This window comes from Flavobacterium rarum (SeqCode), assembly GCF_965234445.1.
GTDB lineage: Bacteria > Bacteroidota > Bacteroidia > Flavobacteriales > Flavobacteriaceae > Flavobacterium > Flavobacterium rarum.
In genome coordinates this window covers 112,462-134,674 of sequence record NZ_OZ248502.1, presented here as the reverse complement: position 1 = coordinate 134,674, position 22,213 = coordinate 112,462, and the positions used below count along the sequence as shown (strand labels likewise).

Sequence of the window (22,213 nt, the reverse complement as noted above, 5' to 3'; positions counted from 1 at the left end):
CCCAAATACAAAACTAACTTTCCATTAAGCCTATTGTCCAAATCCGTTGTAACTGTTGTATGCCGTTTATGTTTAATATGTTTCCTCAGCTTGTTTAAAAATAAATTTTGTTATTGCTTTACTATTTGTGAAAAGTAAATAACCAATTAATGATTTTAGAAAATAAGCAACAATCCATTTTGAATTTTCGAAATCTATAAATAATGATTTTTGTCTGAAAAATTCGAAAAGAGTTTCACATAACATTGGTATACTACCAGCCAACATTAATCCTCCAGTCACAGCGATTGAAATATTAAGAATTGTTGAAGCTTTAATATTCAAATCAATCTTTTCCTCAATGTTTTTTTCAAGTTTCAGTTTTTCAATTATCCATTCAGGTTTAAAGACAAATAATCTTAGGATCAATAAATATATTAGTAAGCTAAAAAATAAAAAGAATGATATTTCTAGATGGTTATTATTTCCATCCTTGAATGTTGCGTAAAGAGTTGAGAAGAATTGTGGAATAACAGTTAAGGTTGAAAATAATATTGATATTCCCAAAATCTTTATCAGTATTGTCCAAAATGTTTTTGTTTTCATATTGTTTGGTTAAATGGCATACAACTAGTAAATACACAAAATAAACCTTCGCACAGCAACCCAAATTGGGAATGTTATACGAAGGTTTGTTTTGTTTTGTATTTCTCAGATATATAGCTTTTTATCAGAAATTACCGCCTGAATCAAAACTATTTTGAGCTATACATCAACTTTTGTTCTCTTCTCCGGTCTGATAATCATGCGTAAAGATTGGTCTTTGGAGAAATACGCAATCATCCAATGGTAAAAAGTATTCAATCTGTTACGATACGTTATCAAAGACATCAGGTGCACGAATAACCAAATCATCCAGGCGAAAAAGCCTTTGAAATGCATTTTGGGTTTGGGCAAATCGACTACGGCTTTGTTTTTTCCGATGATAGCCATAGAACCTTTGTCTTTGTATTTAAACGGTTTAAGTGACTTGTTCTGAAGTGTTAGTTTAAAATTTTCTGCTAAATTTTCTCCCTGTTGGATAGCCACTTGTGCTACTTGCGGGTGACCGCTCGGGAAATCTACATCGTTGAGTTGGATGCAGGTATCGCCAATGGCGTAGATGTTTTCGGTACCATTTACTTTGTTGAAGGCATCGGTAGCCATTCGTTTGCCACGACCGTAACTTTCTGCAGGAATTCCTTCAAACTCCCTTGCTGAAACTCCTGCTGCCCAAATTAAGTTTTTGGTTTGAATGGTTTTTCCATCGGCAAAGAATACGGTGTCGTCTTTGTAATCGACCACACGGGTGTTTAGCTTTACGACAACACCAAGTTTTGTTACTGCTTCAAGTGTATCTGCTTGTGATTTCAAACTCATAGGCGACAGCAAGGCGTCTCCCCCATCGACCAAATAAATATTACTGGCGGTGGTGTCTAATTCTGGATATTCTTTGAGTAAAATATTTTTGCGCATTTCGGCAAACATGCCTGATATTTCTACTCCTGTTGGTCCGCCACCAACAACAACAATGGTTAACAGTGTTCTTCGTTTGCGAATGTCTTTGCAAATAACAGCTTTTTCGAGATTTTTCAATAAAGCATTGCGCATTTCAATGGCATCATTCAGCGTTTTCATTGGAATGGCATTTTTCTTGACATTTTCCATACCGAAATAACTGGTTTCGGCGCCCGTTGCAAAAACCAAGCGGTCATAATGCAATTCTCCGTTATTGAGAACAATTTTGTTGTCGGTAGGAATCACTTTTTGTAATTCGCCCAAACGAAATTGCAGATTCTTTTTACCTGCAAAAAATTTACGGAAAGGATAACTGATACTTGAGGGTTCCAGAAAAGCGGTTGCAACCTGATAGATGAGTGGCGGAAAAAAATTATAATTGTTTTTGTCAACAAGAATTACTTCGATTCCTTTGTGGTTGGCGAGTACTTTGGCTAAATTAATTCCAGCAAAACCACCGCCTATGATTACTATTTTCATATTGAGACTTTTATGAGAAAGATTGTTTTAATACTATCTCATAAAAGTACAATATATATAAGGCGCAAAATTTAGTTTTTGAATTTTTTAACAGGCTTTTCTGCTATTTCGGTTTTGTTTTGCAACAAATAATTGGCCAACAATTTTTCTATTAATTCATCTTTCGTTAAGTGATGAAAGATGGTTTTTATTTTTGTTTTCAACTCGGCATCCACATCGTGATTGGGTTTGGTTTTGAAGATTTGCTTCGCCCACAAAAGGGTGTTATTTTCTTCAATACTCGCAACAGACGGTTTTTTGTATTTGGTAAATTGGATTCCCAATTCTTTTTCGAAATCTGCTATTTCAGCAACTTCTTCAGGTTGCAAAATAGTCAAAGAAAGTCCCTTGGCTCCTGCTCTAGCTGTTCTTCCGCTACGGTGAACATAGTTTTCATAGGTGTCAGGCAAATGATAATTGACTACATACGCCATTTCCTTTACGTCGATTCCTCTTGCAGCCAAATCGGTAGCCACCAAAATATTAATGTGTCCCTCACGAAATTGTTCCATAATTCGGTCACGTATACCTTGTGATAAACTCCCGTGCAAAGCACCTGATGAAAATCTGTTTATCGCTAGATTTTTTGCCAGTTTGTTGACAGCAGCTTTGGTTTTGCAAAAAATAATACCGCGCTCTCCGTCTTTAGAATTCAAGAAATGCATTAAAACGTCTAGTTTTTCTATAGGATCTACCACAATATAGTTGTGGTCAATTCCCTGATTACCGACGGTTTCCATACTAGCACTTACCTGAACTACATTTTTGTTTAGGTAATTCTGAACTAACTGTTTAATTGTTCCGGGCATAGTCGCCGAAAACAAAAAGGTTCTGTATGTTTTGGGTAATTCGGTTATGATTTCGTCCAAAGCTTCTTTAAGGATGGATACCATTTCATCGGCTTCATCGAGAACAAGGAATTTGGTTTCTTTTAAGCTAATGGCTTTGCGTTGCAATAAATCGATTAATCGACCTGGTGTTGCCACGACAATATGTGTTGGTGTAGCTAAACGATCGATTTGTGGTTTGATTGGGATACCACCACAAACAGAAGCTATAGAAACTTCTGGAAGGTATTTTGCATAATCTTCTAGATTGCGAAAAATTTGTTGCCCCAATTCTCTTGTAGGCACTAATATTACAGCTTGAACTGTTGGTAGTTGCGTATCTAACAATTGCAATAACGGCAATCCAAAAGCAGCCGTTTTTCCTGTTCCTGTTTTGGCAAGACCAACAATATCTGTTGAATTTGCTAAAAGTAACGGAATCGTTTTTTGCTGAATTTCGGTTGGGGTTACAATTCCCATTTCGGTAATCGCTTTTAGTATATTTTTTGAAACACCTAAATCTGAGAATTGTACTGACATGCTTTTTTGTTTTTTAATTGTAAAATGCTATTGAATAGCAGAATGTTGTTGTAGCCCCGATAGCAGTGAAAATCCTTTGTGGGCTGGGGTTCAGCCCACAAAGATTGTAACGTATAGCGGGATTAGCTCTTGAAAAATATCACCCTCGATCGCTATTTGATTCCTATTTTTACTGAATACTAAAAACGGATCACTGATCACTCTTTTTAATCGGCTTCGTTCATGATTTTTTCACGATACTTTTTCCCTATTAACAAAGTCATTTTTAATCTATAATCATCAACCAACCATTCTCTATAGTTTTTGCTGCATTGGCTTAGACATTTTGAATATCGCTTAACACGGCATTCAATATCGGCTTCTAGTTCTTTTGATAATGCTTTTGCTTCTTGCAATTCTTCGGTATTATCAATACACATAGCTGCATGTTGATCTATCGATTTTTCTAGTACTACTTTGGACCTTAAATTTTGAGCAATAGCCAGTTTGTGTTCTTCATCTACATCAAAAGTTACATCTGCAGTTTTACTGAATTTGGCACGTAATTCTGGAGGCATTTGATATTTAAAATACAATTCTATTTCTTGATCATCACGAAGGTTTTCTAAATAAAACTCTGGTGATTTAAAGATGTGTTGCCAGTTTACAGGCTCACTCCACAATCCAAAACGTGCTGCATTGTTACCTAAATCGATAACACTAAAGACGTCTTTGTTTGGTAATTTACGAGAACCACGGCCAATCATTTGATAATATAATGTCAATGATTTTGTTGCTCTGTTTAAAATTATAGTTTCTACTGTTGGTTCATCAAAACCGGTAGTTAAGATTCCGACCGATGTTAAAATAGCATCTGGAGTATGTTTGAACCAATGCAAAATCTCTTTTCTCTCTTCGTTATTACTGGTGTTATCCAAATGACGAATGGCATAACCTGCTTCTCTAAACGTCTCGTAAACATAAAGTGAAGTGTTGATTCCGTTATTGAAAATCAAGGTTTTCTTGCCCAAAGATTTTTCTGTATAAGCATGCAATAACTTCTCTTGCATAGCCATATTGGTATACAAATCATCGGATGATTTTACCGTATAATCACCATTGATACCTACTTTTAATGAGGTTAATCCAACATCATAACTGTAGGTAATTGCTTTTGCCAAGAAACCATTTTCTATTAATGAACTGATGGTATCTCCTACGATTAATTCATCGTAGCTTTCGTGCATTGGTAATTTTATATTGGAACTCAATGGTGTTGCAGTCACTCCAAGTATGAAGGCATTTTTGAAAGAGCTCAATAATTTTCTAAAAGAATTGTAATGTGCCTCGTCAATAATCACTAAACCAACATTGTCTAAATGCAGTTTTTCGTCATTGATACGGTTTTTTAAGGTCTCAACCATTGCTACAAAACAGGAGTAATCGTTTTGGTCTGGAAGTTCTTTTACTTTACTGTTGATGATTTTGTTTTTTACGTCAAAACCTTTCAACATTTTTGAAGTTTGCTTGCATAACTCGATACGGTGTGTCAAAACAACTACTTTTTTGTCGTGTTGTGACAAGTAACGGCGTACTATTTCGGAGAATACTACTGTTTTTCCACCACCAGTAGGCAATTGATATAATAAGTGATGTTGTGGTGGAGCATTGTCTATTCGCTCAAATATGGCGTCAATATCTCCTTTTTGGTAAGCGTAAAGTTCTTTTTTGCTTTCAGTTTCAATTTCTAACGTGTCTTGATGCATTGTATTTTGTTGGATTTTTGCAAAAATACGCCTAAAAAACAGTTATTCAGCCAAAATTTAATTAAAAAATATAGGAAGGATTAAATAAAATTGATTTCAAAAGTAATATTTAGTCTTCCAATATTTCGATACTGGATTTAAAATCAGCATTATTCTTCCATTTTTGAATCAAAGCTTCATCACAAATGGCTATTAATCTATTCTTAAATTCACTTATGATTCCATTTGAAATAATAAATTTTAAAGCTTGTTCGAATGAGTTGAACATGCTTTTGTAGAATAATTCTTGTTTTATGATATTTTCTGAAGCAAAAGTTTGAGCAATTTCGATATTGTAGAGCATTACATCGGCAATTACAAAGGGATCAACTCCCAAAAGCACAAAATGCTTGATGTATTTTTGAGCTACCGAGCGTCTCATTTTGGGTCTTTTTCTTTTTCCTTTAGTTTGTATTGGAAAGTATTCATGCGAGATTTTGAGTTTGCATTCCTGCAGAAGGGTTTCTTCTTTTGGATTGAATACAAAATTGTAATAGACCTTTACGGGAGGAAACTTTTTATATAATTCAAGAATTTGTTCTTCGAGTTGTTCTTTATTGAGGTCGTTTAAGTATTTTTTTAAATCGCGTTTGCTCATTTCCAAAGTTTAAGAATACAAAAGTAATTTAGTTTTGTTTTGAATACCGTAATAATGAATGTTATTACTTAATTTTGGTCATTATAATTGAAAAAAATCTACAAATGCTTAAAATTTTTAAAGTAACTGCCATTTTAGAAGGCATTTCTTATTTGGTTTTGTTTTCTAATATGCTTTTTATTAAACCCACAAATTTAGTTATTTACAAAACACTTTTATATCCTATCGGAATGAGTCACGGGATATTATTTATTGGTTATATTTTGTTGGCTTTTTTGTTGAGAAAAGCTCAAAACTGGACTATTAAAGTTTTTGGAATTATATTGCTTGCATCACTATTGCCGTTTGGTACTTTTTATATTGAAAAAAAATATTTGTAAAATATGAACAATCTCATTCATACCGTTTTTAGTTTCCTCTACCCTATTTTTAGACATTGGGGAATGAGTCGAAGCTCATCGACTTATTTGAGTTTGTTTTTTAATATAATTACACTTTGTCTCTTAACTTATTGTATCTATTTAGTTTTCCGATTTATTTTGGTAACAATAATGGCTTTAGTTGCTCAAAGGACAAAAACCAAGTTTGATGATTTATTGGTAAGCAATAAAACTGCCAAATACATTGCTTATTTATTTCCTTTGTTTTTCATTTTCAGATCTGTTCCTGTAATTTTGGATAAATTCGAATATTGGGAAGAGGTTTTTGGAAAACTCGTTGGTATTTATATTGTATTGCTGATTTTATGGATCATTCGAACGGTATTTAATTCGCTTAGGGATTATCTTAAAATGATTCCACGTTATAGCGACAAACCTATTGATAGCTTCGTTCAGGTTATAATGATCGTGCTTTGGATGTTTGGGATTGCTTTGATAATTTCAAAATTATTTGATATTGATCAAAAAGAATTACTAACCATTCTTGGAGCTGTTTCTGCAGTGATCATCTTGGTTTTTAGAGACACCATTCTGGGTTTTGTGGCGAGTGTTCAAGTGGCGATAAACGATATGGTGCGTATTGGTGACTGGATTACGATGGATCGTTATGGTGCCGATGGTGATGTGATTGAAATCAATCTTGCAACCGTGAAAGTTAGAAATTTTGATAACACAACTACTACAATTCCAACCTATAGTTTGAGTTCGGATTCTTTTCAAAACTGGCGCGGAATGCTCAATTCAGACGGAAGACGTATCAAGAGACACATTATAATTAAAGCCAATAGTATTCGGTTTCTAAAAGAAGATGAATTAATAGATTTGAAAAAAATCGAACTTTTAAGCGCTTATATTGATTTGAGAAAATCCGAAATTGACAACTACAATCGCGGACATAAAATTGACAAAAGTCTTGATATAAATGGTCGAAATTTGACCAATTTGGGTTTGTTCCGAAAGTATATTACGCAATACCTACAGCAATATCCTGGGTTAAATAAGGATATGCTGATGCTTTGTAGGCAATTGCAAGCTACTCCTTATGGTGTTCCTCTTGAAATTTATGCTTTTTCTAGTGACAAACGTTTTGAGAATTACGAATACATACAAGCCGATATATTTGATCATATCATTGCTTCGATTTCCTATTTTGATTTAGAAATTTTTGTAATGCCTTCAGAAAATGTAATGAAAACTTAGCGTTTTTTTTAAGATGCACAATTTCGGGTGCACGGCAAATTGCATCTTCTATCAATTCGTAATGAATTTGATTGTGTAATAATTACATTTATGGTACATTAACCAATCAAATCTGCGTAAATCTTATTGCCAATTTCCACGCAGATTTGGCAGATTTACGCAGATTTAAAAAAAATATAGAAATGTAATTTGTCGTTCACCCAACAAGATCTAATTTTAAACATATAAAATATAAGACCATTTAAACCCAGATTCCGCATTAGAAATCTACTACAACTAAATTCTTCTTCAAAACCAAGAACTTACTCCCATTTTTAAATTCTAAATACAAAAGTATTCCTTCTTCAAAAATAGTCCGTGAGCTCTTGCTTTTATTGAATAATTCAGTTTCGAAACGAAGTCTAATGCGGATTCTGGGTTAAACTGGGTATAAAACAATACCTTATATTTCCTATTTGGTTAATCTTTTCATTCCAGTCCACATTATTGATACGTCTGAGCGTATTTTTCATTATCTATTTAAAAGCAAATATCTTGAAAAAGCTATTTATAATAGAATTTAACAAATCTTAGCGACTTAGGATCTTAGTTTCTTAGCCTCTTTTTTTACCCTATCCTATCTTTTACATATTCAATCTCCGTTTTCCCATGGGCTTTCGGTTTGCCATCCTCTCCCAAATTGACCATTGTTGTGCTGGCAATAGTAATGATTGTTTCGCGTGTCATCATATTTCGGGCTTCGCATATCAATTCAATCGAACTGCGTCCAAATTTTACCACATCTATCCCAATTTCAATTATATCTCCTTGTCTTGCAGAGCTTCTAAAGTTGATTTCGGACATATGTTTGGTAACAATTCTGGAGTTTTCGAGTTGTATAATGGTGTATAATGCCAATTCTTCGTCTAACCAAGCCAACAATTTCCCTCCAAATAATGTGCCGTTAGGGTTTAAATCTTCTGGTTTTACCCATTTTCTAGTATGAAATCGCATATTTGTTTATTTAATAATGCTAAAATAAGCAATTGCTAATAGTTATTTTTATAATTTTAAAGAAAAAAATGAATCAGAGAGATCAATTAGTAAAAGAAATTCGCGGAGAATCACTAGGAAATGCTGGTATTCAATCATCTTCGGAGGAGTTGTTTCAGAATGAAGTACTTAGGCCTATTTTGAAATTACAGAACGATTTGTTTATTGCTTCCTTTTTGAATTACATCAGCAAATACAAACGAGATTTTAATACCAAAACAGTCGAAAATAAATTGTCCATTATAGAAAACGCAATTCAAAAAGACATCAAGTATAGAAATGCTTTAAAAGGAATGATAATTGGGTTATTTACAACCGATGAATACACACTTTATATACAGAATTCTTCCAGTCTCAACAAAAGAATGATGAATTTATTAATCGAAAGATTGAAAAGTCAGGTGCAGCTGTTTGATAATTCTGAAAACTAAATAAGTGTGTTTGTATTACAATCGAAATTTTAATTTCTTATTATAAAAAAAAAATGACCCAAACTTAAATTAAGTTTGAGCCATTTTTTTTAGTTTTATGGTTTATTTTTTAATGATTTTTTGTTTGTATTCTTGTCCGTTTTCAAATAGAATTTGGATAAAATAGAGACCATTATTTAAATTACTCATGTCAATACTATTATTATTTGCAATTCCAGATAGAACAACTTTTCCGTTTGTAGACAAGATTTGAAAATCCAATGCTTTTGAACTTGAATTGATTTGCAACGTACTGCTTACAGGATTTGGAAATACAAAAACTGAAGTGTTTTCTGTTTTAATTTCGGTTTTTGAAGTTAATTTGGCAGTACTAGCTCCCCAAGTATAAGAATATCCATTTGTTTTGTTTAATAAATCTGCAGTTTGATTTGCTGTTCCGCTAGACCCATTATTGAAAATTAAATTAACAGATGTTGGGCCAGTTATGGTATATTTATAAAACCCATTGACATCTGCTATCATTGTAATACCAGGCCAAGTTGTATTAGCAACACTTCCAGCAGGAACAGCATTCCAATAATGAACTTTTGGTGCTCCAGTCCAAGTCGTTGGTGGTTTAAAATAAACTGTTAAAGTGGGTACAGATACAAAAGTATACACTTCCGATTTTACTATTGAAGAAGTCCCTGCTGTATTTACAACCAATGCTTTTACTGTAGTATTTGCAGTAACTGAGAGTGTTTTTGTCCCAACAGCAGATGGTGAAGATGGTGTAGGTGTTGTACCATTTAAGGTGTAATAAATTATTGACGTATTTACATTCGCAGTCAATACTACATTAACAGTTGTACCTGCGGTAAAGGTCCCTCCAGCTGGTGAAATGGTCAAATTTGGAGTAATAACAGGACATCTGTTTGCAGGCTCCGCACTTAGCCAGGCAGCATCATAATATTTGATTCCAGCAGTTGCTGTAAGATCGACTGTTTTTAAAGTTCCGTCATTAAATATCAAATTTGTAGCGCTTACCGTAGATGGAAAAGTGAATTTGTACCAATCACCACAATCTTGAGTCATTGCTACTCCCGGCCAAGTTACCGCTGTAGCAGTTCCAGTTGTACCCCAATAGTAAATTTTAACTGCTGCATTCCAATTTGTAGGCTTTTTGAAGTAGACCGTAAAAGTTGGAGGTGTTCCAAAAGTGTAGGTTTCGATATAGACTGCAGAACTTACTCCTGCTGTATTTTTTACAAACGCTTTTAGAATTGTATTAGAAGTAATTGTTAAAGTCTTTGTACCAATCGCAGAAGTTGATGAAGTTGTTGGAACTGTTCCGTCTAATGTATAATATATAGTGGAAGAAGAATTGTTAGCAGTCAATACTGTAGATACAGTTGAACCTGAATTAAATGTTCCACCTGTTTGTGAAATAGTTAAACTGGGAACATCAACAACAGTTCCTTTTTCCCAAATTGCAAAACCTGTTCCAGAAAGCTTCAAAGTCCAACCAGTTCCAGAAGGAGTCCAATTATCGGATCCTAATTTCATTGCTACTTTGTTGTCAATAATAGCTGCATACAGATTATTTGATGCGGCAACAATGGTTAAACTAGAAGTACTACTTAACAAGTTGTCTTTTCTTATTTTAATCATTGCATCTATTTGAGATTTAATACCCCAATTAAAATAATGAGGCCACCAAACCATAGGCGTTCCAGGATGAGTAAGTATATAAGCATATCCTTTCAAAACATGGTCTCCTGGAAAAATCCAATGATTTTGTCCATAAGGTGTAGGTCCTGTATCGTGATTGTCCAAAAAAGTAACTGAATTTGATGCCCAAACCCCAATTAATCCAGAAGCTTTTCCAGTGCCGTCATTTAAGTAACTTAAGTTGTTTTGATTGAAGGCGTCTTGTAATGATTTTTTGGTTGCAAAATCAAATGCTGTTGAAGCAGCAGTTGTAGTTCCTGCCTTTGTATAGTCTAACCATTTTATAATTCTATTTCGATCTCCTTCTAATAATTCTCCTACTGAGAAATAAGGATTGGTAGCATCATTGTATTCTTTTATATACTTACCATCATATCCATGAACAAAGTCATAACGCCATCCATCAAACCCAATATCATTTTTCAGCCAATTCATCCATGTTTTGATACCATTACGAACTTCTACATTTGAATGATCGATGTCTCTTCCAGCAGAGAATAAACCAGACTCTCCAGGTGATTTTAAACCCGCTGCAACTGGATCATAATCTGTGTTTCCTGTTCCTTTTTGGCCAGAGGCGCTAATATTAGAATTATTACATATAGACCAAGTTTGTGTCGGTGTATTCCAGGAAGGAGTAGAAAAATCATACCATCCTGTAACTCCTCCACGGTGATTTATAACAATATCGGCTATAACCTTAATATTTTTAGCGTGTAATTCCGTAATAAGCGATGTTAATTGTACTTGTGTACCATGCGCATTATTTAAATCATACCAAACAGTTGGTATATATCCCATTCCGCCAGTTGATTTACTTGGTGGGGGTAGCCAAATAGCATCAAAACCAGCAGTTTGTAATGTTGCTGAATTACTTTTTATGACCTCATACCATTTGGTAGTAGATACATCAGTTGTCCAGTGAAAGCCCTGCATCATTACTTCTTTTCCAGTGGCTTTTGTTTGTGAAAAAACAAAGGAATGTAGTAATAATAAAAAGAGCATCGAAAAATAATTTTTTAATTTCATACGGTTATTTTTTTGATTAATCTGAGTTAATAATTTATGAAATTAACAAATTATTCGTATATTAATTACTGTATATGTTTTTTAAATCTTGGTATTTTAAAGTTATCACAACTCTATCGTTGTAGTGAAGTTGAATGTTAATAAATTATTACGAAATCGATTAAGCATATGAATGTCAATGAACTAAAAATGGATTAATTTGATTTGTTTTTGATTAGTATATCATAAATGTTTTAATCAAAAATTATACTACAAACACTTTAATTTTAAACAAAAAAAAGCTCAAACTTTTGTTTTGTTTGTGCTTTTTTAAACCTACAATATTTAATTAAGATTCTTTTTTATCTAAATATTTGGAATAGAAAGATCTTATTTTTCAATCTTTTTATTCAAAACATAGAAATTAGGATCCAATACAACACTTTTAATTTTTGTATAGTTGTTAAATTCAGTCCATTCTGATTTTGGATTCAAAGTAACTTCTGTCCCGTTTAGGGAAACTTTTACAGGCATATCAAAACCTGCAACGATATTCGTCCAACGGTATTTTAAAGTGTTGTCTTTAAAAGTATATTCTAAGGTTGGAATTCGAATATCTCTTAAATATTGAATGAAGAATGGATTTAAATCCAAACCAACTTGCTGACTCAAATAATCTTCGATTTGTTTGGTTGTTACCGTTTGATGGTAAAAAGTACTATTCAAGCCTCTCAAAATAATTCTCCATTTCTCATCATTATTTACAAGCTGTCGCAAAGTATGCAACATATTAGAACCTTTATAATACATATCTCCGGAGCCTTCATTGTTTACATCGTAACGTCCGATAATAGGCTTGTCATTTTCAATGTTTTTTCGAATGCCTCTTATATATTCATTTCCAGCTTCTTTCCCGTAATAATATTCCAAAAATAGACTTTCAGAATAACAAGTAAAGCTCTCGTGAATCCACATATCAGCGATATCTTTATAAGTAATATTATTGGCAAACCATTCGTGTCCAGATTCATGGATGATGATAAAATCGAATTTTAATCCCCAACCCGTTCCGCTCAAATCGCGTCCCAAATATCCGTTTTTAAATCCATTGCCGTAGGTTACGCAACTTTGGTGTTCCATTCCTAAATACGGAGCTTCTACCAGTTTGTAACTGTCTTCATAGAAAGGATAAGGACCAAACCAATGCTCAAAAGCTTTCAGCATTTTGGGAACATCTTTGAATTGCACTTTGGCTTTGGCTAAATTATCTTTCAAAACATAATAGGTACAATCCAAAACTCCTTTTTCTCCTTTGTATTTTTCAGAAAAAGTCACATAATCCCCAATATTGATATTTACCCCATAATTGTTGATTGGGTTTTTTACTACCCAAGTATAAGTTTTAGTACCGTCTTTTAATGTTCTTACACTTTGTAAACGACCATTGGAAACATCTGTTAATTTCCCAGGTACATTGATGCTTATTTTCATACCTTCGACTTCATCATACATGTGATCTTTATTTGGCCACCATACACTGGCGCCTAATCCTTGACAAGAAGAAGCAATAAAATCATTTCCATTTTTGTCTTTTTTCCATGTTATTCCTCCATCCCAAGGTGGGTTTACAGCAATCTTTGGTTTTCCATTATAAAAAATCTCAACCTCTTTTAAAGCGCCTACATTTTGTTTTGAAACTAATGTTATAAAAAAAACATTGCCATCTCTTTTGTATTTTAATGGCAAACCATCTTGTGTAACCTTGGTGATTTGCATTGGATTTTGCAAATCAATTTGCATTACATTATACGGCTGTAATACTTTATATTGAATAACATTAGACCCTGTAATTGTACTATCTGCAGGATTTATTTTTATTTTTAAGTTATAATGTTTTACATCCCACCAAACTCTTTCCTTGGTGACACTACCTCTTAAAGAATCTTGACGGCTAAAATGATTTTCCGGCTTGTTTAGCAGTCCTTGTGCTTGAATTCCATTAGAGATTAAAAAAGAAATCAATAATAACTTAAGATGTTTTTTCATGAATTTGATAATTTCTCACCAAAACTACATACTTTTTTTGAGTTTTAATAACCAAAAAGAAGCCCAATAACAATTAATTTTGCTATTGGGCTAGAGTGTATCATAAATTGTTTTAAAGTTTAAAACTTCAGTTTTTTTGCTGAGATTCAAAACAGATAACAAAAAACTTTTTTACTTCTGACGACTTTTCAAAACGTCAACTACGTCATTCAATTCAAAACCTTTGGCTTGGAGTAATATTAAATAGTGAAACAATAAATCGGCGCTTTCGCTCAAGAACAAATCATCATTGTCATCTTTGGCTTCAATAACGACTTCTATGGCTTCTTCTCCTACTTTTTGGGCAATTTTGTTGATGCCCAATTTGAATAAGGAAGCTACGTAACTTTTTTCAGAATCTGCATTTTCTCTGCGAGTTTTGATGGTGTTTTCAAGATTGGAGATAAAACCATAATCGTGCTTGTTTTCGGTTGCCCAACATGTATCAGTTCCATTGTGGCACGTTGGCCCTACTGGTTGTACTTGAATTAGTAATGTATCGTTATCGCAATCATTTTTGATGTCAACCAAATTCAAAAAATTACCGCTTTCTTCGCCTTTTGTCCAAAGTCTTTGTTTGGAACGGCTGTAGAAAGTCACTTTTTGGGTATCAATTGTTTTTTGGTAAGCTTCGGCATTCATGTAACCCAACATCAAAACATTCTTGGTTTCACTATCTTGGATAATTGAGGGAATTAACCCGTGTGCGCTTTTTGAAAAATCTATTTCCATAATATAAAGTTAGAAGTTAGAAGTTAGAAGTTGAAGAATTGAAGAATTGAAGTTTAAAACTTTAATTCCAATCAACCCTAAAGTCTAACCTCAATATTGTTATTTTTAAGTTCTTTTTTTAAAGCTTTGATTTCAATTTCTTTAAAATGAAATACGCTTGCGGCCAATGCAGCATCCGCTTTTCCTTCTATAAAAGTATCTACAAAATGTTGTATATTTCCTGCTCCTCCTGAAGCAATTATTGGAATATTAACCAATTGTGACAATTTAGCCAAAGCTTCATTTGCAAATCCGTTTTTGGTACCGTCGTTATCCATAGAGGTAAAAAGAACTTCTCCTGCTCCTCTTTGTTCAACTTCTTTTGCCCAATCAAATAAATTTAATTCGGTTGGTACTTTCCCTCCTACCAAATGCACGATCCATTTACCATCTATTTGTTTGGCATCGATGGCCACCACCACACATTGGCTTCCAAATTTTTGTGCCAAATCATTAATCAACTGCGGATTTTTAACTGCCGAAGAATTTATAGAAACTTTATCCGCTCCATTTTGAAGCAAAACTTCTACATCTTCAACCGTTGAAATTCCACCGCCCACCGTAAACGGAATATTTATAGTCGAAGCCACTTTTCGAACCAAATCTACCAAGGTTTTTCTGCGTTCTTCAGTTGCGGAGATGTCTAGAAAAACTAATTCATCTGCACCTTCATCCGAATAGATTTTGGCCAATTCTACAGGATCGCCAGCATCACGCAAATCTACAAAATTTACACCTTTTACGGTTCTTCCGTTTTTAATATCAAGACAAGGTATTATTCTTTTTGTTAACATTATTTAAAGTTAGAGGTTAGAGGTTAGAATTTAGAAGTTCGTAACCGAGAAAAATTACTTTAATTTACTTTTTGCTGTATTTATAGAAGCTACTATTATTGCAACTAATTCGTTAGCTTCTTTGCATAATCTTACCATTTCATTTTTTATATTTTCATCTCCTAAATCATATAGTTCCAATAAAATTTCAATAAAAAAATGGCTTTCATCAGCTTCTTCCTCAACTATTTTTAATTTATTGATGAAATCTGCTGTAGATTTTCCTCTTTGAGATGCCCTATAATTTGCACCGACAGAACTCGAACACCTTATTAATTGATTAACATAAGCATTGTATTCTCTGGAATGAGGAAAATTTCTGCACAGTTTGCCACAATCAACAGCAAATTTTTTAGTTCTTGCTTTTAAATCTTGAGCCATAATTTTAAAGTTAGAGGTTAGAGGTTAGAATTTAGAGGTTAGAGGTTAGAAATAAATAAGAAGAAAAGATGTGAAATTAAATCTTGAAAATTTAGAACTAAAAATATAATTAAAATGATTCAAAATATTTTTTCATTCCGACTACTTCTAACCTCTAACTTCTTATTTCTTACCTTTTTTTCACTTCTAACCTCTAAATTCTAACCTCTAACTTTGAATTATATAATTCTCCAATTGTTTCAATGAAATTCGACCTTCGTAAATGGCTTTTCCGATGATGGTTCCTTCGCAACCCATTTCCGCCAACTTAGGCAATTCATCAAATGTTGAAATTCCACCAGAGGCAATTAATTTTATACCGTTAGCTTTCATTAAAATTTTGGCATACAAATCAAAACTTGGGCCTTCCAACATTCCATCTTTGGCAATATCTGTACAAATAACGTACTGAATTCCTTTACCTTGGTAATCTTGGATAAATGGCACCAAATCCTCGTCAGAATCTTCCAGCCAACCTGAAACGGCTACCTTTTCATTATTAGCATCTGCTCCCAAAATGATTTTATCCGAACCGTATTCTGAAATCCATTTTTCAAAAATCACCCTGTTTTTTACAGCAATACTGCCGCCAGTGATTTGGTTGGCACCACTTTCGAAAGCAATTTTCAAATCGGAATCCGCTTTCAATCCGCCTCCAAAATCAATTTTCAGTTTGGTTTGAGTAGCTATTTGTTCTAATATTTTATAATTGACAATTTTACTTGATTTAGCACCGTCCAAATCCACCAAATGCAAGTATTCGATTCCGTGGGCTTCGAATGATTTGGCGACTTCAAGCGGGTTTTCATTGTATATGATTTTGGTATTGTAATCGCCCTTGGACAAGCGAACACATTTCCCTTCTATAATATCTATTGCGGGTATTATTCTCATTGTAAAGTTAGAGGTTAGAGGTTAGAAGTAAGAAGTTGTTGAGGATTTGCTCTCCCATATCACCGCTTTTCTCAGGGTGAAATTGTGTTCCGTAGAAATTGTTATTCTCTAAAGCCGATGAATAGGCTACTTCATAATTTGTAGTTGCGATAGTCTCTTTGCAAATTGGTGCATAAAAACTATGAACCAAATACATGTATTCATTCTCGGCAATTCCTTTGAACAAATCCGATTTTAAGTTATAAATATTATTCCATCCCATTTGTGGAACTTTTACTTTTGGAGAAAATTTGATCACATCTACATCAAAAATACCCAATCCTTCCGTATTGCCTTCCTCCGATTTGTTGCACATCAATTGCATTCCTAGACAAATTCCGAAAACGGGTTGTTTTAGCGTTGGAATTAAAGCATCCAAACCACTTTGTTTAAGCATTTTCATCGCATAACTCGCCTCTCCTACTCCAGGAAAGATTACTTTATCGGCAGCTTTTATTTCTTCCGGATCATTGCTCAAAACTGCTTTGAATCCCAGTCTTTCGATGGCAAACATAATGCTTTGAATGTTTCCTGCTCCATAATTTATGATTACTATTTTCATTTATTTCTTGTGTTTCTCCTGCAAGGTTTTTTTCGAACCTTGTAGGTATGTTTGTAAAATCGATTAAATACCTACAAGGTTTTTAAAAAAAAACTTGCAGGAAATCAGTTGTTTACAACATTCCTTTCGTACTCGGCAAAATCATCTTCTCTGTATCGCGTTTTACGGCTACTTTTATTGCTTTCGCAAAAGCTTTAAAGATGGCTTCAATTTTATGATGTTCGTTGGTTCCTTCCGCTTTGATGTTGATATTGGCTTTGGCACCATCTGAGAAGGATTTGAAGAAATGGTAAAACATCTCTGTTGGCATTTTACCTACCATCTCTCGTTTGAATTCGGTTTCCCAAACCAACCAGTTTCTGCCTCCAAAATCAATGGCAACTTGTGATAAGCAGTCGTCCATTGGCAAACAAAAACCATAACGCTCGATTCCCAATTTGTTTCCCAATGCTTTGGCAAAAACTTCTCCAAGCGCAATGGCTGTATCTTCAATTGTGTGGTGTTCGTCAACTTCTAAGTCTCCTTTTACCAAAATCTCCAAATCCATTTGACCGTGGCGCGCAATTTGGTCTAGCATGTGGTCAAAAAACGCAATTCCAGTTTCGATTTTGCTTTTTCCGGTTCCGTCTAGGTTTAAATTGATGTAAATATCGGTTTCATTGGTTTTTCTCGAAATTGTTGCTGAACGCGCCTCGAGTTTCAAAAACTCATATATTACTTTCCAATCGGTAGATTGTAAGATGATCACTTCATCTAATTTCTCTCTTTTTGTTGCAATTTCATTACTTCCAGCTCCTTCGGTGGTATTCATGAAAATGGCTTTAGCACCCAAGTTTTTAGCCAATTCTACATCGGTCAAACGATCCCCCAAAACAAATGAATTAGCTAAATCATATTCAGGATTGTCAATGTATTTAGTCAACATGCCCGTTCTTGGCTTGCGGGTTGGCGCATTGTCTTCTGGAAAAGAACGATCCACAAAAATATCATCAAAAAGAACACCTTCGTTTTCAAAAGCTCTCAAAATAAAGTTTTGCGTTGGCCAAAAGGTGTCTTCTGGAAAACTATCAGTTCCTAACCCATCCTGATTGGTCACCATAACCAATTCGTAATCCATTTCTTTGGCAATTTTTGCCAAATACTGAAAGGCTTTTGGATAAAATTCTAGTTTGTCTAAACTATCTAATTGATATCCTTCTGGTTCTAAAACTATGGTTCCGTCACGATCTATAAAAAGTACTTTCTTCATTTTCTGTTTTTTAAAATTTAGCTTATTCCCACTTCAGGGGGTTAGGGGGCTAATGCCTCAATTAATTTTTTATTTTCTTCCTCTGTTCCAATAGTTAAACGCAAACAATTTTCGCATAAAGGCTGTGTTGTTCTGTTGCGGATTACAATTCCTTTGGCTATCAAATCATCGTATCTTTTATTAGCATCATCCACTTTTATAAGTATAAAATTAGCCTCAGTTGGAAAGATTTTTTCGACAAATTTAATATCAAGTAAAACTTTAAGTAATTCCTCTCTTTGTTTTATAATTGATTCGATTTCAAATTTAATGGCATCGGTATTATCTAATCTTTCTAAAGCTCTTCTTTGAGTCAATTCATTTACATTATAAGGTGGTTTTATTTTGTTTAAAACCGCGATTATTTGAGCGGAAGCATAACAAATTCCTAAACGAATACCCGCCAAACCGTATGCTTTTGAAAGAGTTTGTGTGATGATTAAATTAGGATATTGCTCTAATTTTTGTAACCAACTCTCTTTTTCTGAAAAATCAATATAGGCTTCATCTATCACGATCAAACCATTAAAATGTTCCAATAAAGTCGTAACGCTTTCTTCCGAAAATGAATTTCCTGTTGGATTGTTCGGGGAACACAAGAATATTATTTTGGTATTGTCATCGATTGCCTTGAAGATTTTCTCTATTTGTGGTTGAAAGTCAGTTGAGAGTAAAACTTCTCTATTTTCTACTGCATTGATATTGGCCAAAACGCCATACATTCCGTAAGTTGGTGGCAACGTAATCACATTGTCCACTTTTGGTTCGCAAAACGCTCTAAAAATTAAGTCTAATACCTCATCACTACCGTTTCCTAACAGCATTTGGTTTGGATTTACTTTTTTTTGTTTGGCAAGGATACTTTTTACAGAAGCTTGTTGCGGGTCAGGATAACGATTTACACCATTGTTAAACGGATTTTCATTGGCATCCAAAAAAACCATTTCGGCCGTGTCAAAATCTTCAAATTCATCTCTTGCCGACGAATAAGGCTTTAAAACCTTGACGTTGTCACGAACTAAACTATCTAAATTAAAACTATTTATCATTTTTTTTAAATTTTAATAAAAGAGTTAAGAAAAAAGAGAATAGAATATAGACTTCGCTACAGTTTTAAATATTATGTCTATTCTCTTTTTTCTATATTCTATGTTCTTTACTATTTATTCTTTTCTATCTGAGTTAATCTCAAAGTAACTGCATTTTTGTGAGCTTGTAATCCCTCGGCTTCAGCCATAATCTCAATAGCAGAACCAATATTTTGTATTCCCTTTTCAGAAATTTTTTGAAAAGTCATCGATTTGGTAAAACTATCTAGGTTTACGCCACTATAATTTTTGGCATAACCATTCGTTGGTAAGGTGTGATTGGTTCCCGAAGCGTAATCACCAGCACTTTCTGGAGTGTAATTCCCGATGAAAACAGAACCAGCATTGGCAATATTATCAACGTAAAAAGCTTCGTCTTTGGTGCAAATTATAAAATGTTCTGGACCATATTCATTAATTAATTCTAAAGCGATTGTATCATTTTCGACAAAAATTAATTTTGAATTGGCTATGGCTCTTTCGGCAATGGCTTTTCGGGGTAAAACGTTCATTTGAGAGTAGATTTCCAGTTCGACAGCGTCAATCAATGTTTTTGAAGTCGAAACTAAAATTACTTGGCTGTCTGTTCCGTGTTCTGCTTGAGATAATAAATCGGAGGCAATAAAAGCGGGTATGGCAGTGTCGTCAGCTACAATTAACAACTCAGATGGACCAGCAGGCATATCGATGGCAACACCAAACTGAGTAGCCAATTGTTTGGCAACCGTTACAAACTGGTTTCCAGGTCCGAATATTTTGTACACTTTTGGAATTAATTCTGTACCAAAAGTCATTCCTGCGATGGCTTGAATCCCTCCCACTTTTAGAATTTTGGTGACACCGCATAAATAAGCCGCATACAAAATAGCAGGATTGATGTTTCCTTTTTTATCTGGAGGCGAACACAACACAATTTCGCTACATCCTGCTAGATTAGCGGGCACGGCAAGCATCAAAACCGTTGAAAACAAAGGGGCTGTTCCTCCAGGAATGTACAAACCAATTTTTTGAATCGGTCTTTTCTCTTGCCAACAATTAACACCTTCAATGGTTTCAACAACTATTGGATTTGTTTTTTGTGCAGCGTGAAATTTTTCTATGTTTGATTTTGCCAATTGAATGGCTTGTTTTAATTCTTCTGAAATGGATGCAATCGCAGTTTCTATTTCTGCTTTGGAAACTTCTAAATCTGGAACTGAAACACCATCAAAAAGAGACGTATATTTTGCCACAGCAATATCCCCTTTAGACTGAACTTCCTTGAAAATTCCTTTTACAGTTGCCTCGATATCATCAACTGTTTTTGTTGGTCTTTCTAAAATAGTTGACCAAGTTTCTGGTTTTGGATTGTATATTTTGTTCATTGTTTACCCCCTAGCCCCCTAAAGGGGGAATTGATACAGGAGAGGTAGCCTGTATTTTATAATGTATTCCTAATATTTTAAATTTTTATTCTTATTTTAAAATTCCCCTTTAGGGGTTAGGGGTCTAAAGTACCATTTTTTCAATTGGGCAAACTAGAATTCCTTCGGCGCCAACTTCTTTGAGTTGGTCAATTACTTCCCAAAAAGTATCTTTATCAATTACCGAGTGTACACTGCTCCAGCCTTCTTGGGCTAATGGTAAAACGGTTAAGCTTCGCAATACAGGTAGAATTTTTCCAACAGCTTCAATTTTGTCATTTGGAATATTCATCAAAATGTATTTCGATTTTCTAGCTCTTAAAACTGATTCTATTCGGAATTTTAATGTGTCAATTATTTTTTGAGATTCCGGGCTTACTTTTGGAGAAACTGCTAATACGGCTTCGCTTTTAAAAATAACCTCAACTTCTTTTAAATTATTTTTAAATAAAGTGCTTCCGCTAGAAACAATATCGACAATTGCATCTGCCAAGCCTATATTTGGAGCGATTTCTACTGAACCAGAAATTTGGTGAATGTCAACCGTTACTCCTTTAGAATTAAAAAAATCAATTACCGTGTTTGGATAAGAAGTTGCAATGCGCATTCCTTCTAAATCTTTTACGGATTTATAATTAAATGCTTTGGGTACAGCAACAGAAACTTTGCATTTTGAAAAACCTAATTTTTGAATTACCTCAATGTTTTTCCCTTTTTCAACCAATAAATTATCTCCAACGATAGCAATATCTACAACTCCATCAATTAAATATTGAGGAATATCTGAATTTCGTAGATACAAAACCTCTAAAGGAAAATTGGAAGCTTCTGCTTTTAATTGATCGATTCCATTATCGATAGAGATACCAGCATCTTTAAGAATTTGGATACTTTCTTCGTTTAAACGTCCTGATTTTTGAATGGCAATTTTAAGTGTACTCATTTTTAGTTTTTTTTGTATTTTGTTTAGATTAAAGCTTGAGTACAAAATTTGGGTAATAAAAAACCCGTTTGATGTACTCAAACGGGTTTAGATTATTGTGATTTACACGCATACCATTAACACATCGCTTGAGAGCAATTATGAGAATGATGATGATGTAATTGAATTGATAACATAACTTTATAAATTTAGATAACTCTTTGTTTCTTTTGCAAATATAGAGGATTAATTAAATACAAACCAATTATTATTTTAACGTTAC

Annotated in this window: 20 protein-coding genes; 3 read left to right on the top strand and 17 right to left on the bottom strand. The window is 33.8% G+C overall.

What is annotated here, in order from left to right:
* Positions 1-72 precede the first annotated feature (72 nt).
* The 5 genes from AC8GF4_RS13025 to AC8GF4_RS13005 all read right to left on the bottom strand — a co-directional run bounded on the left by AC8GF4_RS13025 (position 73) and on the right by AC8GF4_RS13005 (position 5,804).
* A complete protein-coding gene (locus AC8GF4_RS13025) occupies positions 73-585 on the bottom strand; it encodes a hypothetical protein (protein WP_506595239.1) in 513 nt (170 codons plus the stop codon).
* Positions 586-744: 159 nt separating this feature from the next.
* Positions 745-2,016 carry an NAD(P)/FAD-dependent oxidoreductase gene (locus tag AC8GF4_RS13020; RefSeq protein WP_506595237.1) on the bottom strand — a complete coding sequence of 424 codons (1,272 nt, stop codon included), beginning with the start codon at positions 2,014-2,016 and terminating at the stop codon, positions 745-747.
* A gap of 71 nt (positions 2,017-2,087) precedes the next feature.
* Positions 2,088-3,422 carry a DEAD/DEAH box helicase gene (locus tag AC8GF4_RS13015; RefSeq protein ID WP_506595235.1) on the bottom strand — a complete coding sequence of 445 codons (1,335 nt, stop codon included), beginning with the start codon at positions 3,420-3,422 and terminating at the stop codon, positions 2,088-2,090.
* A gap of 206 nt (positions 3,423-3,628) precedes the next feature.
* A complete protein-coding gene (locus tag AC8GF4_RS13010) occupies positions 3,629-5,167 on the bottom strand; it encodes a DEAD/DEAH box helicase (protein WP_506595233.1) in 1,539 nt (512 codons plus the stop codon).
* Positions 5,168-5,276: 109 nt separating this feature from the next.
* Entirely contained in the window at positions 5,277-5,804 is a 528-nt protein-coding gene (locus AC8GF4_RS13005) for a DUF6155 family protein (RefSeq protein WP_506595231.1), read from the bottom strand.
* Between the two features lie 104 nt (positions 5,805-5,908).
* Between AC8GF4_RS13005 and AC8GF4_RS13000 the strand changes: the two genes are divergently transcribed.
* Both AC8GF4_RS13000 and AC8GF4_RS12995 read left to right on the top strand, forming a co-directional pair.
* On the top strand, positions 5,909-6,184 hold the full coding sequence (locus tag AC8GF4_RS13000; RefSeq protein WP_506595229.1) for a DUF3817 domain-containing protein: 276 nt from the start codon (positions 5,909-5,911) through the stop codon (positions 6,182-6,184).
* A 3-nt stretch (positions 6,185-6,187) separates the two neighbouring features.
* Positions 6,188-7,444: a mechanosensitive ion channel family protein gene (locus AC8GF4_RS12995; RefSeq protein WP_506595227.1), complete on the top strand. Its 1,257-nt coding sequence runs from the start codon at positions 6,188-6,190 to the stop codon at positions 7,442-7,444.
* Between the two features lie 606 nt (positions 7,445-8,050).
* On the opposite strand, the gene AC8GF4_RS12990 is transcribed toward AC8GF4_RS12995, so the two are convergent.
* Positions 8,051-8,437 carry an acyl-CoA thioesterase gene (locus AC8GF4_RS12990; protein WP_506595225.1) on the bottom strand — a complete coding sequence of 129 codons (387 nt, stop codon included), beginning with the start codon at positions 8,435-8,437 and terminating at the stop codon, positions 8,051-8,053.
* A 68-nt stretch (positions 8,438-8,505) separates the two neighbouring features.
* Between AC8GF4_RS12990 and AC8GF4_RS12985 the strand changes: the two genes are divergently transcribed.
* Positions 8,506-8,907, top strand: coding sequence for a glyoxalase (locus AC8GF4_RS12985; protein ID WP_506595223.1), 402 nt, complete (start codon positions 8,506-8,508; stop codon positions 8,905-8,907).
* Between the two features lie 102 nt (positions 8,908-9,009).
* Here the strand turns inward: AC8GF4_RS12985 and AC8GF4_RS12980 are convergent, their stop codons facing one another.
* From AC8GF4_RS12980 to hisG, 11 genes are all read right to left on the bottom strand, one after another.
* On the bottom strand, positions 9,010-11,646 hold the full coding sequence (locus AC8GF4_RS12980; RefSeq protein WP_506595221.1) for a starch-binding protein: 2,637 nt from the start codon (positions 11,644-11,646) through the stop codon (positions 9,010-9,012).
* Positions 11,647-12,015: 369 nt separating this feature from the next.
* A complete protein-coding gene (locus AC8GF4_RS12975) occupies positions 12,016-13,671 on the bottom strand; it encodes a M1 family metallopeptidase (RefSeq protein WP_506595219.1) in 1,656 nt (551 codons plus the stop codon).
* Positions 13,672-13,842: 171 nt separating this feature from the next.
* Positions 13,843-14,442, bottom strand: a complete 600-nt coding sequence (hisIE, locus tag AC8GF4_RS12970) for a bifunctional phosphoribosyl-AMP cyclohydrolase/phosphoribosyl-ATP diphosphatase HisIE (protein ID WP_506595218.1) — start codon at positions 14,440-14,442, stop codon at positions 13,843-13,845.
* Positions 14,443-14,519: 77 nt separating this feature from the next.
* The gene (hisF, locus tag AC8GF4_RS12965; protein ID WP_506595217.1) at positions 14,520-15,275 is read right to left on the bottom strand and encodes an imidazole glycerol phosphate synthase subunit HisF; all 756 of its coding nucleotides are present in this window, start codon (positions 15,273-15,275) and stop codon (positions 14,520-14,522) included.
* Positions 15,276-15,329: 54 nt separating this feature from the next.
* Positions 15,330-15,695 carry a four helix bundle protein gene (locus AC8GF4_RS12960; RefSeq protein WP_506595215.1) on the bottom strand — a complete coding sequence of 122 codons (366 nt, stop codon included), beginning with the start codon at positions 15,693-15,695 and terminating at the stop codon, positions 15,330-15,332.
* 207 nt (positions 15,696-15,902) lie between these two features.
* Complete coding sequence (hisA, locus tag AC8GF4_RS12955) at positions 15,903-16,628, bottom strand: 1-(5-phosphoribosyl)-5-[(5-phosphoribosylamino)methylideneamino]imidazole-4-carboxamide isomerase (protein WP_506595213.1); 726 nt, start codon at positions 16,626-16,628, stop codon at positions 15,903-15,905.
* A 7-nt stretch (positions 16,629-16,635) separates the two neighbouring features.
* Positions 16,636-17,229 carry an imidazole glycerol phosphate synthase subunit HisH gene (gene hisH / locus AC8GF4_RS12950; RefSeq protein ID WP_506595212.1) on the bottom strand — a complete coding sequence of 198 codons (594 nt, stop codon included), beginning with the start codon at positions 17,227-17,229 and terminating at the stop codon, positions 16,636-16,638.
* A 112-nt stretch (positions 17,230-17,341) separates the two neighbouring features.
* Positions 17,342-18,478, bottom strand: a complete 1,137-nt coding sequence (gene hisB / locus AC8GF4_RS12945; RefSeq protein WP_506595211.1) for a bifunctional histidinol-phosphatase/imidazoleglycerol-phosphate dehydratase HisB — start codon at positions 18,476-18,478, stop codon at positions 17,342-17,344.
* Between the two features lie 41 nt (positions 18,479-18,519).
* On the bottom strand, positions 18,520-19,566 hold the full coding sequence (hisC, locus tag AC8GF4_RS12940; protein ID WP_506595210.1) for a histidinol-phosphate transaminase: 1,047 nt from the start codon (positions 19,564-19,566) through the stop codon (positions 18,520-18,522).
* A gap of 110 nt (positions 19,567-19,676) precedes the next feature.
* Entirely contained in the window at positions 19,677-20,969 is a 1,293-nt protein-coding gene (hisD, locus tag AC8GF4_RS12935) for a histidinol dehydrogenase (RefSeq protein ID WP_506595209.1), read from the bottom strand.
* A 124-nt stretch (positions 20,970-21,093) separates the two neighbouring features.
* Positions 21,094-21,951, bottom strand: coding sequence for an ATP phosphoribosyltransferase (gene hisG / locus AC8GF4_RS12930; protein ID WP_506595207.1), 858 nt, complete (start codon positions 21,949-21,951; stop codon positions 21,094-21,096).
* Positions 21,952-22,213: the final 262 nt, after the last annotated feature.

Bases quoted from the DNA above. Each gene is read 5' to 3' on its own strand.
- hisH (WP_506595212.1), bottom strand. From the start codon at position 17,229: ATGAAAATAGTAATCATAAATTATGGAGCAGGAAACATTCAAAGCATT.
- hisF (WP_506595217.1), bottom strand. From the start codon at position 15,275: ATGTTAACAAAAAGAATAATACCTTGTCTTGATATTAAAAACGGAAGA.
- AC8GF4_RS12960 (WP_506595215.1), bottom strand. From the start codon at position 15,695: ATGGCTCAAGATTTAAAAGCAAGAACTAAAAAATTTGCTGTTGATTGT.
- hisA (WP_506595213.1), bottom strand. From the start codon at position 16,628: ATGAGAATAATACCCGCAATAGATATTATAGAAGGGAAATGTGTTCGC.
- AC8GF4_RS12980 (WP_506595221.1), bottom strand. From the start codon at position 11,646: ATGAAATTAAAAAATTATTTTTCGATGCTCTTTTTATTATTACTACAT.
- AC8GF4_RS12975 (WP_506595219.1), bottom strand. From the start codon at position 13,671: ATGAAAAAACATCTTAAGTTATTATTGATTTCTTTTTTAATCTCTAAT.
- AC8GF4_RS13010 (WP_506595233.1), bottom strand. From the start codon at position 5,167: ATGCATCAAGACACGTTAGAAATTGAAACTGAAAGCAAAAAAGAACTT.
- hisIE (WP_506595218.1), bottom strand. From the start codon at position 14,442: ATGGAAATAGATTTTTCAAAAAGCGCACACGGGTTAATTCCCTCAATT.
- AC8GF4_RS12990 (WP_506595225.1), bottom strand. From the start codon at position 8,437: ATGCGATTTCATACTAGAAAATGGGTAAAACCAGAAGATTTAAACCCT.
- hisB (WP_506595211.1), bottom strand. From the start codon at position 18,478: ATGAAGAAAGTACTTTTTATAGATCGTGACGGAACCATAGTTTTAGAA.
- AC8GF4_RS12995 (WP_506595227.1), top strand. From the start codon at position 6,188: ATGAACAATCTCATTCATACCGTTTTTAGTTTCCTCTACCCTATTTTT.
- AC8GF4_RS13025 (WP_506595239.1), bottom strand. From the start codon at position 585: ATGAAAACAAAAACATTTTGGACAATACTGATAAAGATTTTGGGAATA.
- AC8GF4_RS13005 (WP_506595231.1), bottom strand. From the start codon at position 5,804: ATGAGCAAACGCGATTTAAAAAAATACTTAAACGACCTCAATAAAGAA.
- hisC (WP_506595210.1), bottom strand. From the start codon at position 19,566: ATGATAAATAGTTTTAATTTAGATAGTTTAGTTCGTGACAACGTCAAG.
- AC8GF4_RS13020 (WP_506595237.1), bottom strand. From the start codon at position 2,016: ATGAAAATAGTAATCATAGGCGGTGGTTTTGCTGGAATTAATTTAGCC.
- AC8GF4_RS12985 (WP_506595223.1), top strand. From the start codon at position 8,506: ATGAATCAGAGAGATCAATTAGTAAAAGAAATTCGCGGAGAATCACTA.
- AC8GF4_RS13015 (WP_506595235.1), bottom strand. From the start codon at position 3,422: ATGTCAGTACAATTCTCAGATTTAGGTGTTTCAAAAAATATACTAAAA.
- AC8GF4_RS13000 (WP_506595229.1), top strand. From the start codon at position 5,909: ATGCTTAAAATTTTTAAAGTAACTGCCATTTTAGAAGGCATTTCTTAT.
- hisG (WP_506595207.1), bottom strand. From the start codon at position 21,951: ATGAGTACACTTAAAATTGCCATTCAAAAATCAGGACGTTTAAACGAA.
- hisD (WP_506595209.1), bottom strand. From the start codon at position 20,969: ATGAACAAAATATACAATCCAAAACCAGAAACTTGGTCAACTATTTTA.